Here is a 19,588-nt window from a genome sequence, read left to right as displayed (position 1 = left end):
ACATCAAAAGCCCAATTCGCCCCTCTTCTGCGGCAAGAGTATCTTGCCATTGTTTCCAGCACGGTTACTCGGCTTAGTGTTCCCAGATATTGTAGACAGATAAACATTCAGATGAACCGCAAAATCCGCAATTCACTTTTCAAACTCCACACCTGGCTGGGGCTGCATCTGTCGCTTTTCTTCGCATTCATGTTTCTGACCGGCACACTGCTGGTCGCCGGGTTCGAACTTGAATCAATCGGTCGTCCGGGCATCTGGAACACGATCGACAAGGAAGAGCGCACGGCCAGCTTTGGCATGATCTATGATGGCATCAAAGCGGCCCATCCCGAGAGTGGCATCTTCTTGATGATCAAGCGTCCAACGCCTTGGTTTGCGGATCGCACATTTGGTCGCACGGGCTGGGGAGAAAATGTCAGTTTCTGGACAGACCCCGTAACCGGTGCCGTCGTCGGAGAAACGCGACCCAATGGATTTCGAGATATCCTGCGAGGCTTGCATGATACCTTCCTGACCGAGAAGCGGATTGTTTTCATGCTGGTCAGTGCCACATCTGTGATCCTGCTGTTTCAGATCATCAGCGGCCTCATCACCTATCGGCGTTTCTGGAAAGGGTTTTTCCGCTGGCCCAGCCGTGCGGGCGGGTTGCGCGCATGGGCGGGCAGCACACACCGGCTGACCGCTCTCTGGTCAGCACCCCTGCTGATTTTGACCGCTGTGACCAGTTTCTATTTTCTGCTGGGCAGTCTGGGGTTTGAAAGCACCCGACCACAGCCCAAGCCACCAGTGCCGCGTGAAACCATCCTGCCGACAAATTTCGACGCCGACCTTATCAACCAGGCCGAAGCCCGCGCCCGTGACGCCTTACCCGGGTTCGAGCCCTTCATCATGTTCCTGCCTGATAAACCAACTGGGTCGTTCGGGTTCACCGGACATGCCGCAGGGCATTCGGGCTTTTTTGGACCGAGTAATGTATCTATTGATCCGGTGACGCTCGAGGTTCTGGGCGCTTACACCCCAGATGAGATTAGCGGGCTCGCCTACTGGAAACCTCTTATGGACATGCTGCATTTTGGCACCTGGGGTGAGGCGTTTTCGATGGCGCTGTGGGTCATACTCGGGCTGATCGCGACTGGCCTTGCTGTCACCGGTGCTTTGATTTTTGCAGGTCGACTTGCCCCTGAAGCTACGCAATATGGGCCGCTCAGACGTATCTGGTGTGGTATGGGATGGACCCGGTGGGTGTATTTACTACTCGTACTGGGTGTTTTGGCGGTCGCTGTTACCCGCTTCGGCCCTGGTTCTCATGCCAAAACCAGTGCGTTTGCTGTCGATGCCCCACCCTCGGTGGTCTGGATGTTTATGCATGCACCACTCAGACGTGACATACTCCTTGATGTCGAACTGCGGATAAGTGATCCCGATGTCAACACCGTCTCCATTGAAATCAATGGGAAAGAGGTGCAATCACTTGAGATCACGCAGATGGGCGAGACTGTCATAGCACCTTTCCAACTACTACCCTCAAACACGGAAAACACCATTATTGCCCACCTACAAAAAACGGATGCAGACACAAAAACCGTTACATTCCGACTAGGGCAACCTCTGTGGTAAGCGAAGCTCCACCACTTTTGATCAACAAGGAGACGCATCCCCGCAGAATGTGCATTCTGCAAACCTGTTCATTCTTCTCCTTTGGTGGCGGCATTCAACGCCACATCAATGACCTCAGTGCCTCACTGATGGCACGCGGACACAGGGTAATAAAGGCCGGAGCACCGGGCAAAACCAGCGCACACAATGATGGCAGCCTGTTTTTGCCCTTACGGTTCGACCGTGTCAGCGATCATGCTGCAAACGGTCAGCTTAGTCTTGCAACCCGGCTTTATTGGCTGGCTCTTTCAGCCCGGACCCTGCGGCACGCGCTCAAAGCACATAAGGTCGATATCATCCATGCACATGAAACTGCCCCGCTTCTGACAGCCCGTCTAGCCAGCCTGGGGATGGGGATCCCCATTGTGATGACCTATCACGGGTCTTCTCCGGGGCGGATTGACAGCGTGGCGCGTGCCTGTCGGAAACAGGCGGACCTGACGATCTGCCCCAGCGAAACGGTTATGCAATCTCTGCTGGAACGCCACGTCGATCCCGACAAGGCGCGGGTGATGCTTTTGGGCGTCCAACCCAACCCACCAGCCGACTCTGCCACAGCAAAAGCCCTGCGACAGGACTTGCTAGGTGAAGGCGGGACACATCTGGTTCTTTCGCTATCCCGGCTGGATCATCAAAAGGGCCTTGATGCAATGGTCGAAGTGACCCGGCGTGTGCGGCAGGATCTGCCCGGCCTGCGGATCGTTGTCGGGGGCGAGGGTGTGCTGCGCGGTCAAGTCGAAGCCTGGGCCGATGAGGCCGGAGTATCCGACATCATCCGCTTCCCTGGGGTGATCTCGGATGTCGCCACCTATCTCGCGGCCTCTGATCTTTATATGCTGACCTCACGGTGGGAGGCCCTGCCGATTTCAATTGTCGAGGCGTTCCGCGCCGGGCTGCCGGTGATCGCCACCGATTGCGGCGGTGTGCGTGAATTGGTGGATGGCGATGTCGGGCGCCTGTGTGCGGTCGATGATCTTGATGCCCTGTCTCAGGCGCTGCGCGATCTTTGCACCGACCGCGCCGAATATGACCGGCTAAGCACCAATGCCACGGCGCGCGGTGCAGAAGACAGGTTTTCGCCAGCCCATGTGCATAGCGGGTTTGAAAAGCTGTATCGGCAACTGGCCGGGCGGGGATAACCCCCGGTCAGTCCGCCGCGCCGTTCTCAAAAGCACCAGCTTCCAAGGCAAGGGTCAGATCGGCCCGCCCTGCACGATGCGCGGCCTGCGCAAAAGCCGCGCCAAACCGGCCCAATACCTGATCTTCGCGCCAGAGCGCCTCAAACCCCTGCCGCGCCGCTGCCGCCATCTGATCCCGCGCGACACCTCCGTCCTGAAAACGGCGCATGGCTGCGATCAGGTCATCTTCGGTTTCGAACAGTTCCCCGCCCCCTGCCTGCTCCACGATCTCGGGGAACGGACCCAGTCGCCGGGCGATCACCGGCGTGCCCAGCCGGAAGCTTTCAATCAGGATGATGCCGAAGGTCTCATAACAGACCGACGGTACGATCAGCCCCAGCGCGCCGCGGTAATAGGCGTTCAACTCGTCAGGTGCCTTGCGGCCCAGGAATTTGATCCGGTCATTGCCTGCGGCTTGTGCCTTCAACTCATCCGCGTAATCGCCATCACCGAGGATCAGCAGATCGGCATCCGGGTAACGATCAAAGGCCGGGAACACATCCTGCAACCCTTTGATTTTTTCCAGCCGTCCGACAAACAGGAAATAGGGACGGTCATGCGCGGCGGGTTCCGGCAAAGCGTCCTGGTCCAGATCGGGCAGGAAATAGGGCAGCACCTGCATCTCCTGCCGCAGGCCGAACTCGCGATGTTTGGCCCGGCTGAATTCGCTTTTGGCGATGATCAGGTCCATGTGATCCAATGCCCGGTCCAGCACACCGGTATAGCGCCACAGCTGCGGTGGGCGTTTGTAGTTCAGCACGCAGCGCAGGCACTGGCGGTCATCGCACAACTCGCGCCCGTGCCGCCACAGGACGTGGGTGGGGCAGACCAGCCAGTGCTCATGCGCCTCATAGATCTTCAACCCCTCGCCCATCGGCAACAGGCCGGGCCCACCGATCAGCGAGGTGTTGTTGTGCCAGATGATATCCGGTTTCCGCTCGGCCAGTATCTCGCGGATGCGGGCGGCATGGACAATCGGGCGGCCAAGCTGCTGGGTCAGCAGGTTCGACATCATACCATTGCGGCTGCGCAACCCGATCCGCCGGACACCATCAGGGGCACCTTCGGGCTGTGGTTTTCCGCCAAGGATCAGATAGCTGTCTTCGTCATGCACCACCGTCACGTCATGCCCCCGCGCCACCAGCGCCCGGGCCATGCGCTGAATACCAATAGCATCGCCGCCGAAGGAGTATGGCGGGTAAAACGTGGTGAACATCAGAATGCGTAACGATTTCATCTATCTCTCAGCCCCTTGGGCATCGGCTGCGGGCAGATGCCCTCCTTGCGGTCTCAACATCGAAGCCAGCAAGCGCAATCTGTCATGCTGGAACAGAAAAGCCAGAAAGCCATAAGTCAGGATGCCCACCACTGTGCCAACAAGTAGAAGCAGCGCCGGGAACATCCCGTCCAGTTGCCGCACAATTCCAAACACTGCGAGAGCCATTCCTGCAGATAGCAGAAACGGTGCGAGATGCTGCAGCATCAAAGCCGGGCCGGGCAGCTTTGCAATATGGCCCAGATTGGCGAATTTGAGCGGCCAGATCAGCAGAAAGACCGCCACGAAACCAGCTGTGACAACCGATAAGCCATAAGGGGCCAGCACTACAATCGCTGCCGCCGCCAGCGCCACCTCGACCCAGGACAGGATCGCGAGACGCCCGACCTGACCGGCCGCCAGACAAAAGGTCTGCTGCACCTTTTCGGCACAAAGATACATGCCGAACACTGACATCAGGCTCAGGACCGGAGCCGCCGGAGCCCATTTCTGACCGAACAGCAGCACCAGCGCCGGTTCCGACAGAACCGCCAACCCGGCAAAGGCCGGAAAGGCCAGAAACCCGGTCAGGCGCATGACGTCGATCAGCAAATCCGTCACCTGACCACCATCGCGCGCCGCCGCACCAAAGGCAGGCTGCGCCACGGTGCGCAGCGGTGTGATAATCAGGAACGAGGCGGTCTCGATCACGCGCCAGGCGATTGCGTAATACCCCGCCGGAACCGGCCCCAGCATCGCGCCGATGATCACCGCGGGGGATTGCACCGCCGCCAGTTCCGCCGCGCGCAGGCCCAGAATCCGGTGGCTGAAATGCAAAATCCTGCGCATGTGATCCCGCGACGCGTGAAAAGCCGGACGCCAGGATACCGCGCCCCAGGCCATCACGATATTGGTCGCTGTCATCGCCAGCCGCTGACCGACCAGGCTCCAGACCCCGTACCCGGTCAGCGCCATGCCAATTCCCACAACCCCTCCGACCGCCGCGCCAAGTGCTGCGCGGATGGCCAGAACACGGAACTTCATTTCCCGGCGCAGGATCGCCACAGGCACTGCCGTCAGCGAAATCATCAGCACTGTTGGGGACAATCCTATCAACAATTCGCCCGCAATCGGCTCATTGTAGAATTTCGAGACCAGCCCTGCCCCCAGATAAAGCGCAATTGTCAACCCCCCCCCGAGCAGCGCCAGCAACCAGAAAACCGAATTCAACCGCTCTGGTGACAGCGCATCACGGGTCAGCAGAATGTCGGAAATCGTTTCGCGGACCAGAAATTCGGAAAACAGCACAAAGGCCGCAACCATCGCCAGCAGGCCAAAGGCTTCGACCCCTAAAATACGGGCAAGAATGGCAAAAATGATGAAGTTGAACGCCTGTTCGACCCAGATACCAGCCGACATCCAGGCAACTCCGCTGCTGAAACTCTGCCGCCCTGACATCCGTTTCCTTCCTGCTGCCCGCACCCCGCCATGTTCCAGGCGACACATGCCTCAAACACTTGCACCTGCTGCGTGCAGTATACGTAATTACAAACTTGACGCCTTAACGGTCGAATTTGGTCAAATTTATTGTCTATGTTCAGTCTGTACGTGTTCGAATACTATACGCAATACAGGGAATTATGCCCGTTACGTTCCATGCGCCACGCAAATCTTGCAGCGGGGGCTGGGGCTGGGACTATTAAGTGAATAAAAGGTTTTCATTTTCATGAACAAAGTCGCAGAGCCGATGGTGACGAACAGCACCACATCTGAAGAGCTGATCGCATCGGAAACCGCCGGCATGAGCCTGAGCGTGGTCATCCCCGCCTATAACGAGGAAAACGCCGTCCGCCATACTGTCGAGGACGTACGCGCCCATCTTGAGCCGCTGAATATCCCTTACGAAATTATCGTGGTGGATGACGCAAGCCAGGACAATACCCGCGCCGAAGCCGAGGCCAGCGGTGCCACCGTTACCTTCAACGACGTCAATTCCGGCTATGGGGCCAGCCTCAAGCGCGGGGTGCGGATGGCGCAGCATGAATATGTGGCCATTCTGGATGCCGACAGCACATACCCTGCGCGCTATCTGCCAACCATGCTGGCCATGTGCCGCGATCAGGACATGGTGGTGGGGGACCGGGGGGCGGCGATGAAAAACGTGCCGCTGCTGCGCAGGCCGGCCAAGAAATTCCTGTTCGCCTTTGCGTCGTTCCTGGCTGAGCGCAAGATCAACGATCTGAACTCGGGCCTGCGTGTGTTCCGCAAATCCGAGCTGATCCCGTTCCTGCCGCTTTTGCCGCAGAACTTTTCGTTCACCACCACGATCACGCTGTGCATGACCTCGAATGGCAAGCGGATGATCTATACGCCCATCGAATACGGCAAACGGGTGGGAAAATCGAAAATCCGTCCGGTTGACTTCATTAACTTCATCATCCTGATCCTGCGCATCAGCACATTGTTCAACCCGCTTCGGGTGTTCATTCCTCTGGGGTTGGTGTTTTTTGCCCTAGGGACAGTGAAGTTCCTTATCGACCTCACCTATCTGAACCTCAGCGGAACCACGGTGTTTGCATTCCTTGCCGCGATCATGATCTGGTCCCTGGGGTTGATCGCCGACATGATCTCACGGCTGCATCTCAGACCCTGATTGGGCATGGCACAAACTTTCCGAAGCAGTAAAGGAATGCACACGTGACGGATGTTTCCCGACCCAACGGCGACGACAAGCCCCATATCATCATACTGGGTGCCGGACCGGCCGGGCTGGCCGCGGCCCATGCGTTAACCGGGCAGGCCCGCGTAACGGTAATCGAACGCGCCGCTATCGCGGGCGGCAATTCAGCTTCCTTCCCGATTGAGGGCGTGATCTGCGATTATGGCTCGCACCGGTTTCACCCGGCGGCAGAGCCCGAGGTTCTGGCCGATGTGAAAGCCCTGCTGGGGGACGATCTGCTGCTGCGCCCGCGCCACGGGCGCATCCGGCTGGGTGGGAAATGGATCCACTTCCCGCTGAAACTGACTGACGCGCTGATGCGCCTGCCCAAGCCTTTTGCCCTGTCACTGATCGGAGACATGGTGCTGAAGCCGTTCCGCAAGAAAAGCACCGGGCCCGAGACATTCTCGACCGTGCTTTATGACGGGCTGGGGCCGACGATTTCGGACAATTTCTATTTCCCCTACGTACGCAAACTGTGGGGGCTGGACCCGGACAAGCTGGCCGTGAAACTGGCCGAGCGCCGGGTCGGCAGCGGATCGGTCGGCAAGATCCTGATGAAGATGCTGCGCCTGCTGCCGGGGCTGCGCAGTGAAACCGCCGGGCGGTTCTTTTATCCGCGCAAGGGGTTCGGGCAAATCTCGGACGCGATGCGGGACAGCGCGGAAAGCAACGGGGCAACTTTCCTGTTCAACACCGAAATCACTGCCATTGAGCGGGACGGCACCCGCATCACCGGCCTGACGATCCGCGAGGACGAGGACGAACGGCGCCTGACCGGCGATCTGATCCTGTCGACCATCCCGCTGACCGGGCTGACCCGCCTGATCGGCGCGCCCCCGCCCGAGGTGGTCGAAGCCGCCCGTGCGATCCGATTCCGCGGCATGATCCTGCTGTACCTGGTGCTGGAGACAGACCAGTTCACCGAGTTCGATGCACATTACTTCCCGGAACTGTCGATCCCGATCAGCCGGATGTCAGAGCCAAAGAACTATAACGCCAGCGGCACGCCAAAGGGCGTCACCGTGCTGTGCGCCGAACTGCCTTGCGACCCGGATGAGAAATGGTGGTCCATGTCCGACGAGGAGCTGGGGCAGGAATTCACCAAATGGCTGGGGCAGCTGGGTCTGCCAGTCACGGTTCCGGTGCGCCGCTGTGAAACCCGGCGGCTGAGCCACGCCTATCCGGTTTACGATATGGGCTATGAAGAGCGGTTCGATACGGTGGATCAGTGGCTCTCAGATCTGGACGGATTGCTCGTATTCGGACGGCAGGGCCTGTTTGCCCACGATAATACCCATCACGCCTTTGCCATGGCTTACGGTGCGGCGGATTGCATCGACGACAAGGGCCATGTCGACCGCGCGAAATGGAACAAATATCGCGAGGTCTTTGCCACCCATGTGGTGGAAGACTGACCCATGCCCGCCTGGCAGGCCGATATCCTGATGTATCATTCGATCTCGGATGCGCCGGGGCCGACCTCGATTGCGCCCGACGTCTTTGCGGCACAGATGCAGGCGCTGGCGGCGTCCGGCCTGCCGGTGGTGACGCCGGACGCGCTGGCCAACCCGCCTGCCCCCCGTGTGGTCATCATCAGCTTCGATGACGGGTTCCAGGATTTCGCCGATACCGCTTGGCCGATCCTGCGCGATCACGGCTTCTGCCCGATCGTCTATTTGCCCTCGGGCCTGATGGGCGGCAGCGACAGTTGGGCCGGAGGCAATATCCCTGCCCGCCCGCTGATGAGCTGGGACAGGGTCGAGGCGCTGGCAGCTGAAGGAGTCTGTTTTGGCGCGCATAGTGTCACTCATCCCGATCTCACCACGCTGGATGCGCTCATGCTGGAAGAGGAAGTCAGTGGATCCGGTCAGGACATTGCAGCCCGGCTTGGCCAGCCCACCCGGCATTTCGCACCACCTTATGGCGCGTCGAACTCTGGCGTTCTCAGACAGATCGCGCAGCATTACGACACCTCGGTCGGCACAAGGCTGGGCGTGGCCAAAGCGGAGGATGATATGCACGACCTGCCCCGGCTCGAGATGTTCTATTTCAACAACATCGCCCGCTGGAAGGCACATCTTGCCGGGCGCGGCGGGTCCTATTTGGCGGCCCGCAAAATGATGCGCAGCGTGCGGAGTGGGTTGAGCAAGGTGCTGCCCCTTAACTGAATATCGGTCTCAGGGCGCAAGCGTTCCGATCCGATGGGCGTTTGCCATCACACTGAAGGTAATTGTTGTTGCCGGGATGGTTGGCAGGACAGAGGCATCAACCACATGAGTACGCGTCGCGCCATGCGGTCGCCCCAGAACATCGCTTTCCCCAAGACCTGGACTATCTGACATCGGCAGATCACCCCCGACATGGAAACTGGCTCCTGGCGCCCCGAACCGTGCCGCAAAAGAAAGGCTGATCAGGCCAAGCAACCGCAAAGCCCGGCCATAACGCGCAAGCGCTGCGCGCATCGTCACCTCGGTGTGCGGGTTTTTTTTCAGTTCGGGTTGCAACCGGCCATCCTTTGCCAGGCGCAAAGCGACCTTATGCGAATGATCGGAATGTAGGAAAACCTGGGCCACGATCAGACGACGGGCCATGGCCTCAAGCAGCGGCCCACTGCCGGGTATCCGACGGCCATAGTTCTGTTTCAGATCGCGGGCGTAGTACTCGTTCCAGGTATAGATCTGAGCATGAACCAGCCGCTGCGATACGACCGGGTCGTCCAGTTCCGCAAAAAGCTGCGGCAGCGTCTGATAAGGCAAAACATCGGGTCGTCGGGGCGCACGCCAGCGATGCAGCATGGGCAGAAAGGCCTGCTGGCTGTCCTTCAGGGTCAGTTCCTTGCTCTGAAATCCGGGTGAGGTCAGCAGAATCCGGGCGCTCTCAAGCACTCCGGCAGCCAGAAACACCCGGCTTCCACGGACGTTGCTACCATCTGCCAGGGTAACGACAACCTCGTCGCCTTCCTCGCGTATCTGCCGCACCACGTGATCCGCACGGTAGGTAAACCCTGGCTCTGTCTGCAACGCCGTGCGGGTCTGTCCCGCGGACCAGATCAGTGACCACGGGCATCCGTGCAGGCACAGTCCACAGGTCTGGCATCCCGGGCCAACTGCCTGACGCGCCAGTCCAACATGCATCCCCACCCCCTGCAATACCTTCGCCTGACGCTCAGAACGGGCCAGCAGCATCTCGGCTTGCGCGGTTGGTGGAATGGGTGTTCGGCCTGTCATGTCACAGGCGGGAAAGAGATGCTGCAACCTGTCCTTCTGCCCGGACACAGGCATTACTTCCGTAACCGCTTTGTAATGTGGGGCAAGGTCGTCGGCAGTTATGGGCCAATCATCGATATCCGCCTGCCGATATGGCAAGACTGCAGCTCCCCAGACATTGGACAGCCCGCCCGCCGCCCGCGAAGCACGCAAGGCAAACCAATCCGCCCCGTCAGCCAGTGTGCGGGCCGGTGAGGCCAGTGCATAACCGGATCCATAGCGCCACACCTCCCCCTCCGGGGCCTGAAACTGAGGCTCCATCCAGGCTGCGCGTGCTTCGGCGCTCCAGTCTTCGGCGCGTGTTCGGGACATCTGCTGCACCCGATCCGTGACCCCGGGCCCTGGTTCCACCCCGGCATCCAGCATCGTGACGTTTCGCCCTCGCGCCAGCAAGGCCCGGGCGACGGAAACCCCGGCGGGCCCGGACCCTATGACAAGATCGCTCACTTCGCCTTTACTGCCCGGACCAGAACCAGCATTTCATAGTTGGGATCATGGGTGGACAGTTCTTCAGGGGCGATTTCCCCGGCCCCAAGGCCGTGCAGGTTGCAGATGCAGGTAAAGACGTTACCAACGGTCGACACCTCGACATTCTCTACCGGGAAGACCGCCCGGAACAGGCGGCGCTTGGATTGGCTGGTGAAATGCCAGTATTCACCCCAGTCATCCACACCTTCACGGCGCGCCACCCGGGTCATACCATGCGATGTACACAGCACCACGCCGCCCGGTTTCAGAATACGCTCCAGCGTGGCAATCGCCTTGTCGACCTCAAAAATCATCTGCAAGGTCTGCGTGATGATGATGCAGTCAAAGCTGTTGTCAGGAATATGCGGCGCGTCGGTGATATCTGCCACGATGGTCGCCTGAGGGTTACCTTCTACATAGCTCAGCACATCCGCCTGCATGACCCGGTCACCGCCAAATTTCTTCGTATAGGCCGGATCACCGAATTCCAGGACCCGGCCACGAATGTCGTCGCTGTGGTTTTGCAGAAACTCTTCCATGTAATAGCGTTCAATGGTGAGCAGGTCGCGATCCTGCCCGAAAACGGCACTGATTGGCGACAGCCGCCGCAACCCGCCAAAATCCACCGCCCCCACGGGGGTCGATTGCAGCTTGTGCAACCTTTGCTGTTTGCGGATCCATTTGCGCAGCCGTTCCGGCAGCAACACAGTCGCGGTGTCGCGCACCAACTTTTCAACTCTTTGTCCCGGTGTCATCGTGATCGGCTCTTCATGCGTAGACTTTGGCGCGTTTCTCGGCCATGATGTCGGCGATGATATCATCCAGCGTCCGTGCCGGGCTGAAACCGGTAAACCGCCGCAGCTTCGAGACATCCGGCAGGCGGCGGGCCATATCTTCGAACCCTTCCGGATAGACCTCTTCATAGGGCACCAGGCGAATTTCGGACGCGGATCCCGTGGCGGCAATTACCTTTTCGGCCAGCCCCCGGATCGTCACTTCCTGCTCACCTCCAATGTTAAAAACCTGACCCCGGGCTTCGGGGACATCGAGCAGACGCATAAGCGCCTCGATCACATCGGCCACATGGCTGAAACAGCGCGATTGCTCGCCGGTGCCATGAACCTGAATTGGCTGACCCGCCAGAGCCGCTTCGATGAAGTTCGGAACAACCATGCCATAACGCCCGGTCTGGCGCGGGCCGGTCGTGTTGAAAAATCGCAGCACGACCACCGGCAGATCAACCTCGCGCGCATAGGACAGCGCCATGAACTCATCCAATGTCTTGGCGCAGGCATAGGACCAGCGCAGAACGCTGGTCGCACCGATCGTCAGATCGTCATCCTCGTTGAACGGGAATTTCGACGCCTTCCCGTAAACCTCGGAACTGGAGGCGATGAAGACCAGAGGTTTGTGGCGCAGGGCAGCCCGCAACACATTCTGCGTACCGTCGACATTGGTTGCAATCGACTGGCTGGGCTGGTCCATGATCAGCTTCACCCCGACAGCGGCAGCCAGATGAAACACCGCGTCTGCAGCCCCGACCAGTTCTTCGACCAGACCGGTATCCAATACGCTGCCTTCGACAAAGTGAAAGGCGGAATGATCCTGAACAGAAGACAGGTTTTGCAGCGATCCGGTGGACAAGTCATCCAGCACCGTCACCTCATGCCCATTGCCAATCAGACGCTCGGCCAGATGTGATCCGATAAAACCGGCCCCGCCTGTGATCAATATTTGCATGAAAAACCCTCGTACCAACAGAATCCACTCTAATGCCACAGGCTTAGCATAGGGATCTGTGGCCACCAAATGGTAGATAGCGCTATGGTGCGCTGACAGGCCGGACCTGCACAGTTTCGGAAAACGGGCTGAATTGTTGCACAACGCATCAGGAATGTTGAACCTGCGAAGATGATCGAAAACCACATGGACCCCCGCCCCGGCTACGGCCTTGCAGGCCAGCGCGTGATCGTGACCGGCGCAACCGGCTTTATCGGCCAGCGCCTGATTGATGCCCTGCTGAAGCTGGGATGTAACGTGACCGCATTGCTGCGCACGCGCCATGGGGCTGCCGCACTGGAACAGGCCGGAGTAAAGACACTGGTTTGCCCGCTGCTCCCCGGCCCAACCCTGACGCAGGCGTTGGGTGGCGGGGCGGTTCTGTTTCATCTGGCCTATGATTTTAGGGCCTCCGGCGCGGAAAACCTTGCGGCTTTTGACGCGCTCATTACAGCCGCCGAAGACGGGTCCTGCAAACGCATCGTGCATCTGAGCTCTGCTGTGGTCTATGACAGCTGGCCCAACGGGCCAATCGCCGAACATAACCCGATCACACCGGAAGATGCGCAAAGCTATCGCGGCGCCAAAATCGTGATGGAACAGAGACTGCTACAGGGGAAATGCGACGCCGCCATCTTGCAGCCAACCATCGTCTACGGACCCGGCAGCGCGCTCTGGACCAATGCGCCACTGGCCATGATGCGCAGGGGTGGCATCATCCTGCCCGACCCACCTGGGCAGTGTCCGGCCGTGCATGTCGATGACGTGGTACAGGCCGCCCTGCGCGCGGCCTCATCGCCCCAGACCGGGGTCGAGCGATACCTGATCAGCGGCCCGGACACGCTGGGATGGAAGACGTTTTTCGAAGGCTATGCCCGCCTTGCCGGATGCGGAGAGGTTCGGATTGATCCGGCTGCAAACCCGCCCCCGCCGCCCAATGGCAATGCGCCCGCAGGCCCCTCTCTGGCGGGGCAACTCAGCGCGCATCTGCGCCGCCTTGTCGGGCGCCGCCGGGTCGAGGCCGCCGCGGACTGGGCACGATCCGTTCAGGCCCGGCTGGCGAAACCCTGGCCCGTGATGCCTGACATGGCAGGGCGCAGGCTTTTTGCCGGTCAGCCAGAGGTTTCAACCCGACATGCACAGGATCAGATCGGCTATGCACCCCGTGTTTCCTTCGACGAATGGATCGAGCACATGCGGAAACAATCGGTGCGCTGATTCAAGACTGCCTTGTTTTTGGAAACACCCATTCCGGGTCTTTGCCGGGAACGACAAATTGGTTGGCTTCGTTCCCGATCTGTCCTATCCGATGAAGAGAGAAGGTTTCCAATCTGCTAAGCTAATTTTAATTCAGTGTGACTTTGTACGATCAGGATAGATTATGAACTACGAAACCTCGCACCAACAGTCCCTCAAGCAGCTTATCGCGGCGCGCGATGCGCGGGTTGCTGTGGTTGGGCTGGGATATGTCGGGCTGCCGCTGGCGCTGACTGCCTATGATGAGGGGTTCGATACCACCGGCGTTGATCTCAACCCTGACCGGGTGGCACGGATCAATCAGGGCGATCAGGTCATATCGTATCTGGCGTCAGACCGGATCGCACAAGCGGTAGACAGCGGCAGGTTCCGCGCAACGCAGGACGCCGCGGCACTGGCCGAGGCCGATATCATCCTGATCTGCGTGCCGACACCGCTGACCGATGCACAAGACCCGGACATGCGCTTTGTCGCCGCCGCAGCGCAGACCATCGCGCAGCATCTGCGCCCTGGTCAGATGGTGGTGCTGGAAAGCAGCGTCTGGCCCGGCGCCACTACCACACTGGTTCAGCCGATCCTTGAGGCGGGCGGTCTGCGCGCGGGTAGTGATTTCTTCCTGGCGTTTTCGCCCGAGCGCGAAGACCCCGGCAATGACAAGTTCGACACGCACAGCATCCCGAAGGTGGTGGGTGCCGACGATCCGCTGTCGCGGCAACTGGTCGAGGATTTCTACCGCGCCATCGTCACCAGCGCCGTTCCGGTCAGCTCGGCCGCCACAGCCGAAGCGGTGAAGCTGGTCGAAAACAGCTTTCGCACCGTCAATATTGCGCTGGTCAACGAGTTGAAGACCGCGCTTGAAGCAATGGACGTGGATGTTTGGGAAGTGATTGAGGCCGCGGCGACCAAGCCGTTTGGCTTCATGCCCTTCTATCCCGGTCCCGGAATTGGTGGGGCCTGCATCCCGGTGTCTCCGGCCTATCTGGCCTGGCGTGCCGCGGATGCAGGATCTGATACGCCGATCATCAATCTGGCCCGCTCCAGCAACGACGCCGTGCCATCCATGCTGGCGGCACGGATGGCGGCCGAACTGGCGGCGCGTAACGGCTCGGCCATCGCCGAGACCGGGCAACCCCTGACCGGACAGCGCATCCTGCTGATGGGCATCGCCTATAAGCGCGATGTCGAAGACACCCGCCGCAGCCCGGCGCTGGTGCTGCTGGACGAGCTGGAGAAGCTGGGGGCCGAAGTGGACTATCACGACCCCTATTTCCCGCGCCTGCCCGAAGGTGGCGAATACCCGCAGCTTGCGGGCCGAACCTCCCAGCCGCTGACGGCGGACAACCTGAAACGCTATGCGGCGGCGGCCGTGATCACCGATCACAGCGCCCCGGATTACGGTCTGGTCGCGCGCGAAGCGGCGCTGGTTTTTGATACGCGCAATGTTTTCGATAAAATGGCAATCAGGGTGACGGATGGGCGTCTGGTCAAGATGTGACCCCCTCAGCCCCCTGACATTCGGTGACCGAAACGCACGCTCATCTGGCATTCCATCCAAGCAACCGCGGATTGACAGAGCGGTGCCATAGGCGAACCTTTGCACATTTTCAGGGGGTGCGGGCGTTCCATATTGCTGTCGCAAAAGTTTTGAGAAACTATCCTCTCAGACATTCCCATGTCTCAATAAATTATAAAGCGGTGTGGCACGAGTAGTGGAGCAAAGCTCCTCCCGGTAAAAATAACCAAATTTTAACCCTCTGTAGTTCAAAGTTTTGCCATGATTTCACCGCGAAATCATTATGGGCATCTGCCCAATGGCTGAACTGCAACCACTTGAGGGCTGGCCGGACCAAGACCATAGCCGGAGGACTTGGAGAACATGATCGGAGTTATCGGAATAGCCATTCTTGTCGGCCTGTGCGCCGCCGGGATTGCTTTGTTCTCCGGTGCGTCCATCCTTATGGCCCTGGGCAGCTATGTCCTCTTCGGCTGGCTGTTCATCATCGCCGCTCTCATCGTCATCGGTGCTGTCAAAGCCGTGAAGACACGCGTGCAGAAACAAAACCCCGCCTATTCCAGCTAAGCGCTAATCCCGCCCGGCGACCCTCTTGGCCACATAGCCCAAAAACGCCCGTTGCGGGTTTCTGATTTGCGGGCGACCCGATGCAGCCCAATAGGCCAGCCAATCCGCCTCCAGCGCATAGACATCGCGGCCCGGTGCCATTGCCCTGGCTTCCTCCAGCGCCTGTGACGGCAGGATCGGTTTGTCCGGTCCCTCGACCACCTGGCCACGGCGCGAAAAGCGGATCAGGTCGCCGGGCTCTTCGATCATCTCATAATCGGGCAGGTGATCGGCTGCGATCATGTCGCGGATCATTTTGCGGAACACCCGCCGGGGCGAGGCCGAGCCGGACTTCTTCAACAGCACCTCGACCGAGATCCGCCACTCGGGTTGACGCCCGCAATGTTTGCGCGCCAGCTCATAGATGCGCCGCTCGAGCGGTTTGCGCAGGCGGAAGTAGTCGCGGCTGAGGGTCAGCACGGATTTCGCCAGAACCGCGCGAAACAGCCAGTCCGACAGTTTCACACTGACGCTGACCATCCGGCCCGCCCGGGTGTGGCGGACGATTTCCCAGCTTTCGATCAGGCCGAACCCGGTGGTGGTTTCCTTCTCGCCGGTGACAATGTTGGTGGTGATCCGGGTGCCTGCCAGCCGCTCAAACGCTTCGCGCAGACGCTTGTAGCCATCGCCGCTGGTTTCGCGATTGGTGGCCACCAGCAGATCATGCGCCTTCAGATGCAACACCCGGCTGACCGTCCGGCCCGCATTGATCGCTGCCATCAGCTGGCTGATGCAAAAGATCAGGATGTCCTTGTCGTGGATCGTCGCCAGTCCCCGCACCGAGGGCGTCACCGTGATCTCGACCCCGTTATGCTCGTAATTGAGGATCCGGCGATCCGGCCGGGTCGAGAGCGAAAACATCGGATGCTCCATCGAGCCCATATCTGTCTTGGGCAGCGCATCGAAGATATCGCATACAAAAAAATCACCCGTTGGGTGCCGGTCGGGCAACAACGCCCCTGACCCGCTCATACTGCCCTGCCCATATGTCCTGCCCGAATCTTTGTTCGTGGTTTTATTGACGCCTACCGTAGAGTTATCCACAGGAAGCGTAAAGCCGCCGAAACGTGGGATCAGAGTCACTCCAACGTGGGATCAGAGTCACCATATCGTGGGATCAGATTCAGTATGATCCACAAAAAATACAAAAACCTCTTTTTTTTCTTATACTTAATAGAACTCAAGTTCACCTGTAACTAATTAAATAACAGGATTCTAACTGAACATTTTTTTGCTATACGCTCAAAAGCAGCGTCCCGAAGGCTTTCTACCCCTTAATTTTACTTAGAAAATCCGGTTTTGTGCTCATAATGCTTCCACATGCTTCCTTTTGTGGTATATTGATCAAAACATAGCACATGGGCAGGCTTTCAATGCGAGCAGCAACCTCCGAGGGGCTTCCCCCTTATTTCAATATTGATCCGGATCTGGCTTATGCTGAACTTGGAAATCCAACCGGCACGGGTGAGTTTTCACAAATCGCGGATGCCTGTGCACGGGGGCGCAGTGATCTGGCAAACCGGGGGCTGGAGGAAAACGGTCAGAAGAAGCTGCGCCTGTTTTCAACCTGGGAAATCACCAAATATCTGATCCCTGTCGCACCCGCCCATTTTCGGCGCGTGCTGAAGGGCAACCCGGACTTGCCGCAGGGGCAATCCGAAACCGAGGGTGGGGCCAAGTGGTTTACGCTGGATGAGGTTCTGCGGCTGCGGGCACATTTTGCCTCGGAGGGGTCCAAAGCCAAGGAGTACCGCCCTTACCGGCCCAATGGGCTACCTGCCAAGATCGTTTCGGTCGCCAATTTCAAGGGCGGTGTTGGCAAGACCTCAACCTGCGCGCATCTCGCCATGTCTGCCGCCCTGGATGGTTACAAGGTGCTGGTCATTGATCTGGACAGTCAGGGTTCGATGACGTCGATCTTTGGCGGTAAGGTAACCGATGAATGGCAGACGGTGTTCCCCTTACTCGCCCGCCACTACGCCACCCATCTGCGCCGTGACAATCAGGGGCGGCTTGATCGGGGTGAGGCACCGCATCCGATCGACGACACCCTGTCCGAAGCGCTGAAGGTCCGCAGCAGCGATCTGATCCAGACCACGCATTGGCCGAATATCGACCTGATTGGCGCGCAGCTGAACCTGTATTGGGCCGAGTTCCAGATCCCGGTCTGGCGGATGCAGGGCCGCAGCTGGAAGCTGTGGGATGCGCTGACCGACACGCTGGACGAAGATGGGGTGCTGGACGAGTATGACATCATCTTCATCGATACCCCCCCTGCCCTTGGCTATCTGACGATCAATGGGCTGGCCGCCTCGGATATCCTTCTGGTGCCCATGGGGGCGTCATTCCTGGAGTTCGACTCCACCGGGCGCTTCTTTGACATGCTGCATTCCACGTTTCAGTCCATCGAAGATGGTGAGAACATGGCGGCCCGCGCGTTGGGACGCCCCGAGATGGCCTTTCAGTGGGACGCAGTGCGCACAATCATCACCCGCTATGACGGCAGCCAGCAGGCCGAGCTGGCCGGGCTGATGCAAGCCTATCTGGGCCGCACCCTGTCACCGCATTGGCAGGGCTACACGGCGCTGATCGGGCAGGCCGGGGAACAGGTCAACGGTATCTACGAGGCCGATTACCGTGACTTCAACCGCGAGACCTATGTGCGCGGGCGGGAAACCTTCGATGCCACCTATGCCTCGTTCAAGAAGCTGCTGATTGGCGTCTGGCGAGGTGAGGAACTGGCCCAGCAGGCCGAAGCGGCGGGAACACCGGAATTGGCGCTAAGGTGATCATGTTTCGCGCGCGAAACACATCAGTGGCGCCCGAAACAGGGTCTGATCCGCGCTGGAAAAGGAGAAAGTGATGGCAAAACGCAAACGGTTGACCCCTGCCCGGCCGGATTATCTGGAAGACACCCGCCCTGCCCCCGGGTTGAACCCCATGTTCCCTGCGGATACGCCCCGCGCTGCGCCTCCGGTTGCACAGGTGGCCGGAGCCACGGCGGCTCAGGCGGCACTGGAGGAGCTGTCCGGAGAATTGCGTGCGGCCCGTGCCGAGGGGCGGTTGGTGCAGGACCTGCCGCTGGATTCAATCGAGGAAACCTATCTGGTGCGCGACCGGCTGGCGGCTGATGACGCGGATATGGAGGCGTTGAAGGAAAGCCTGAAAGCGCGCGGTCAGCAAACCCCGATTGAGGTCGTGGAGCTGCCGGAAGGGCGTTATGGGCTGATCTCTGGCTGGCGTCGGATGACAGCGCTGCGGGCCTTGGCGCAGGACATGGGCGAGGCCCGCTTTGAAACCGTGCGTGCCTTTCTCAGGCAACCACAGAGTGCATCTGACGCTTACGTGGCCATGGTCGAGGAAAATGAGATCCGCGTCGGGCTGAGCTATTATGAGCGCGCCCGGATCGTGGCACGCGCGGCAGAGCAGGGGGTTTACCCGGACGAAGCCGCCGCCCTGCGCGGGCTGTTTGCCTCAGCCAGCCGGGCCAAACGATCCAAGATCGGGTCCTTCATCGCGATCTATCACGCGCTGGACGATCATCTACGGTTTGCCTCGGCCATCCCTGAGCGGTTGGGATTGTCGATTGCGAAGGTTTTGAAGGAGGAGTCGAAAGCGGCTGCTTTGATCGCCAAAGCCTTGCAAGGGGTCGCGCCCGAGACATCGGAAACTGAGATATCGGCTCTGACCCGCGCGGCAAACAGCCTGTCATCAAGGGATGCAAAATCGCCCGCTCCCGAGACGGCCTCGAAAGAGACATTCGGTGACATTCACTTGAAACAGAGTCGAAACGGTTCACAAGTCACCCTGTCCGGCCAAGGGATGTCTGAAGAATTTCTTATGGAACTGAAAACCTGGCTACACGCACGCAGTACCTGATGTTTCGCG

At 59.4% G+C, this 19,588-nt stretch carries 16 protein-coding genes; 10 read left to right on the top strand and 6 right to left on the bottom strand.

Going from position 1 to position 19,588, the window contains the following annotated elements:
• Nucleotides 1–111: 111 nt before the first annotated feature.
• On the top strand, nucleotides 112–1,617 hold the full coding sequence (locus tag ACR0J7_RS15640; RefSeq protein ID WP_480871326.1) for a PepSY-associated TM helix domain-containing protein: 1,506 nt from the start codon (nucleotides 112–114) through the stop codon (nucleotides 1,615–1,617).
• A gap of 47 nt (nucleotides 1,618–1,664) precedes the next feature.
• On the top strand, nucleotides 1,665–2,795 hold the full coding sequence (locus tag ACR0J7_RS15635; protein ID WP_480871327.1) for a glycosyltransferase family 4 protein: 1,131 nt from the start codon (nucleotides 1,665–1,667) through the stop codon (nucleotides 2,793–2,795).
• A 7-nt stretch (nucleotides 2,796–2,802) separates the two neighbouring features.
• Here the strand turns inward: ACR0J7_RS15635 and ACR0J7_RS15630 are convergent, their stop codons facing one another.
• The gene (locus ACR0J7_RS15630) at nucleotides 2,803–4,071 is read right to left on the bottom strand and encodes a glycosyltransferase (RefSeq protein ID WP_480871328.1); all 1,269 of its coding nucleotides are present in this window, start codon (nucleotides 4,069–4,071) and stop codon (nucleotides 2,803–2,805) included.
• Entirely contained in the window at nucleotides 4,072–5,508 is a 1,437-nt protein-coding gene (locus ACR0J7_RS15625; RefSeq protein WP_480871329.1) for a lipopolysaccharide biosynthesis protein, read from the bottom strand.
• A 307-nt stretch (nucleotides 5,509–5,815) separates the two neighbouring features.
• Between ACR0J7_RS15625 and ACR0J7_RS15620 the strand changes: the two genes are divergently transcribed.
• Genes ACR0J7_RS15620 through ACR0J7_RS15610 form a run of 3 tightly spaced genes read left to right on the top strand, consistent with a single transcriptional unit; the run spans nucleotide 5,816 to nucleotide 8,979 of the window.
• Nucleotides 5,816–6,742: a glycosyltransferase family 2 protein gene (locus ACR0J7_RS15620; protein ID WP_480914853.1), complete on the top strand. Its 927-nt coding sequence runs from the start codon at nucleotides 5,816–5,818 to the stop codon at nucleotides 6,740–6,742.
• 44 nt (nucleotides 6,743–6,786) lie between these two features.
• Nucleotides 6,787–8,226 (top strand): protoporphyrinogen/coproporphyrinogen oxidase, encoded by a 1,440-nt coding sequence (locus tag ACR0J7_RS15615; RefSeq protein WP_480871332.1) that lies wholly within the window; start codon nucleotides 6,787–6,789, stop codon nucleotides 8,224–8,226.
• 3 nt (nucleotides 8,227–8,229) lie between these two features.
• A complete protein-coding gene (locus ACR0J7_RS15610; protein WP_480900685.1) occupies nucleotides 8,230–8,979 on the top strand; it encodes a polysaccharide deacetylase family protein in 750 nt (249 codons plus the stop codon).
• A gap of 9 nt (nucleotides 8,980–8,988) precedes the next feature.
• On the opposite strand, the gene ACR0J7_RS15605 is transcribed toward ACR0J7_RS15610, so the two are convergent.
• The 3 genes from ACR0J7_RS15605 to ACR0J7_RS15595 are packed head-to-tail and all read right to left on the bottom strand — an operon-like array spanning nucleotide 8,989 to nucleotide 12,285.
• A complete protein-coding gene (locus ACR0J7_RS15605) occupies nucleotides 8,989–10,524 on the bottom strand; it encodes a hypothetical protein (RefSeq protein ID WP_480871334.1) in 1,536 nt (511 codons plus the stop codon).
• Nucleotides 10,521–11,270, bottom strand: a complete 750-nt coding sequence (locus ACR0J7_RS15600) for a methyltransferase domain-containing protein (RefSeq protein WP_480900683.1) — start codon at nucleotides 11,268–11,270, stop codon at nucleotides 10,521–10,523. The genes ACR0J7_RS15605 and ACR0J7_RS15600 overlap by 4 nt, the downstream gene beginning before the upstream one ends.
• Before the next feature lie 43 nt (nucleotides 11,271–11,313).
• A complete protein-coding gene (locus ACR0J7_RS15595; RefSeq protein WP_480871336.1) occupies nucleotides 11,314–12,285 on the bottom strand; it encodes an NAD-dependent epimerase/dehydratase family protein in 972 nt (323 codons plus the stop codon).
• A gap of 171 nt (nucleotides 12,286–12,456) precedes the next feature.
• Between ACR0J7_RS15595 and ACR0J7_RS15590 the strand changes: the two genes are divergently transcribed.
• The 3 genes from ACR0J7_RS15590 to ACR0J7_RS15580 all read left to right on the top strand — a co-directional run bounded on the left by ACR0J7_RS15590 (nucleotide 12,457) and on the right by ACR0J7_RS15580 (nucleotide 15,661).
• Entirely contained in the window at nucleotides 12,457–13,542 is a 1,086-nt protein-coding gene (locus ACR0J7_RS15590; protein ID WP_480900681.1) for an NAD-dependent epimerase/dehydratase family protein, read from the top strand.
• 163 nt (nucleotides 13,543–13,705) lie between these two features.
• Nucleotides 13,706–15,076 carry a nucleotide sugar dehydrogenase gene (locus tag ACR0J7_RS15585; protein WP_480914850.1) on the top strand — a complete coding sequence of 457 codons (1,371 nt, stop codon included), beginning with the start codon at nucleotides 13,706–13,708 and terminating at the stop codon, nucleotides 15,074–15,076.
• 381 nt (nucleotides 15,077–15,457) lie between these two features.
• A complete protein-coding gene (locus tag ACR0J7_RS15580; protein WP_209599306.1) occupies nucleotides 15,458–15,661 on the top strand; it encodes a hypothetical protein in 204 nt (67 codons plus the stop codon).
• Between the two features lie 3 nt (nucleotides 15,662–15,664).
• Here ACR0J7_RS15580 and ACR0J7_RS15575 read toward each other — a convergent pair whose 3' ends face one another.
• Nucleotides 15,665–16,672, bottom strand: coding sequence for a replication initiator protein A (locus ACR0J7_RS15575; protein ID WP_209507478.1), 1,008 nt, complete (start codon nucleotides 16,670–16,672; stop codon nucleotides 15,665–15,667).
• A 386-nt stretch (nucleotides 16,673–17,058) separates the two neighbouring features.
• On the opposite strand from ACR0J7_RS15575, the gene ACR0J7_RS15570 reads away from it, so the two are divergent.
• A complete protein-coding gene (locus tag ACR0J7_RS15570) occupies nucleotides 17,059–18,489 on the top strand; it encodes an AAA family ATPase (protein ID WP_480914848.1) in 1,431 nt (476 codons plus the stop codon).
• A 73-nt stretch (nucleotides 18,490–18,562) separates the two neighbouring features.
• The gene (locus tag ACR0J7_RS15565; protein WP_209599308.1) at nucleotides 18,563–19,579 is read left to right on the top strand and encodes a ParB/RepB/Spo0J family partition protein; all 1,017 of its coding nucleotides are present in this window, start codon (nucleotides 18,563–18,565) and stop codon (nucleotides 19,577–19,579) included.
• Nucleotides 19,580–19,588: the final 9 nt, after the last annotated feature.

This window comes from Ruegeria sp. O4 (genome assembly GCF_056535125.1).
This window is presented reverse-complemented; position numbering and strand designations above follow the sequence as displayed.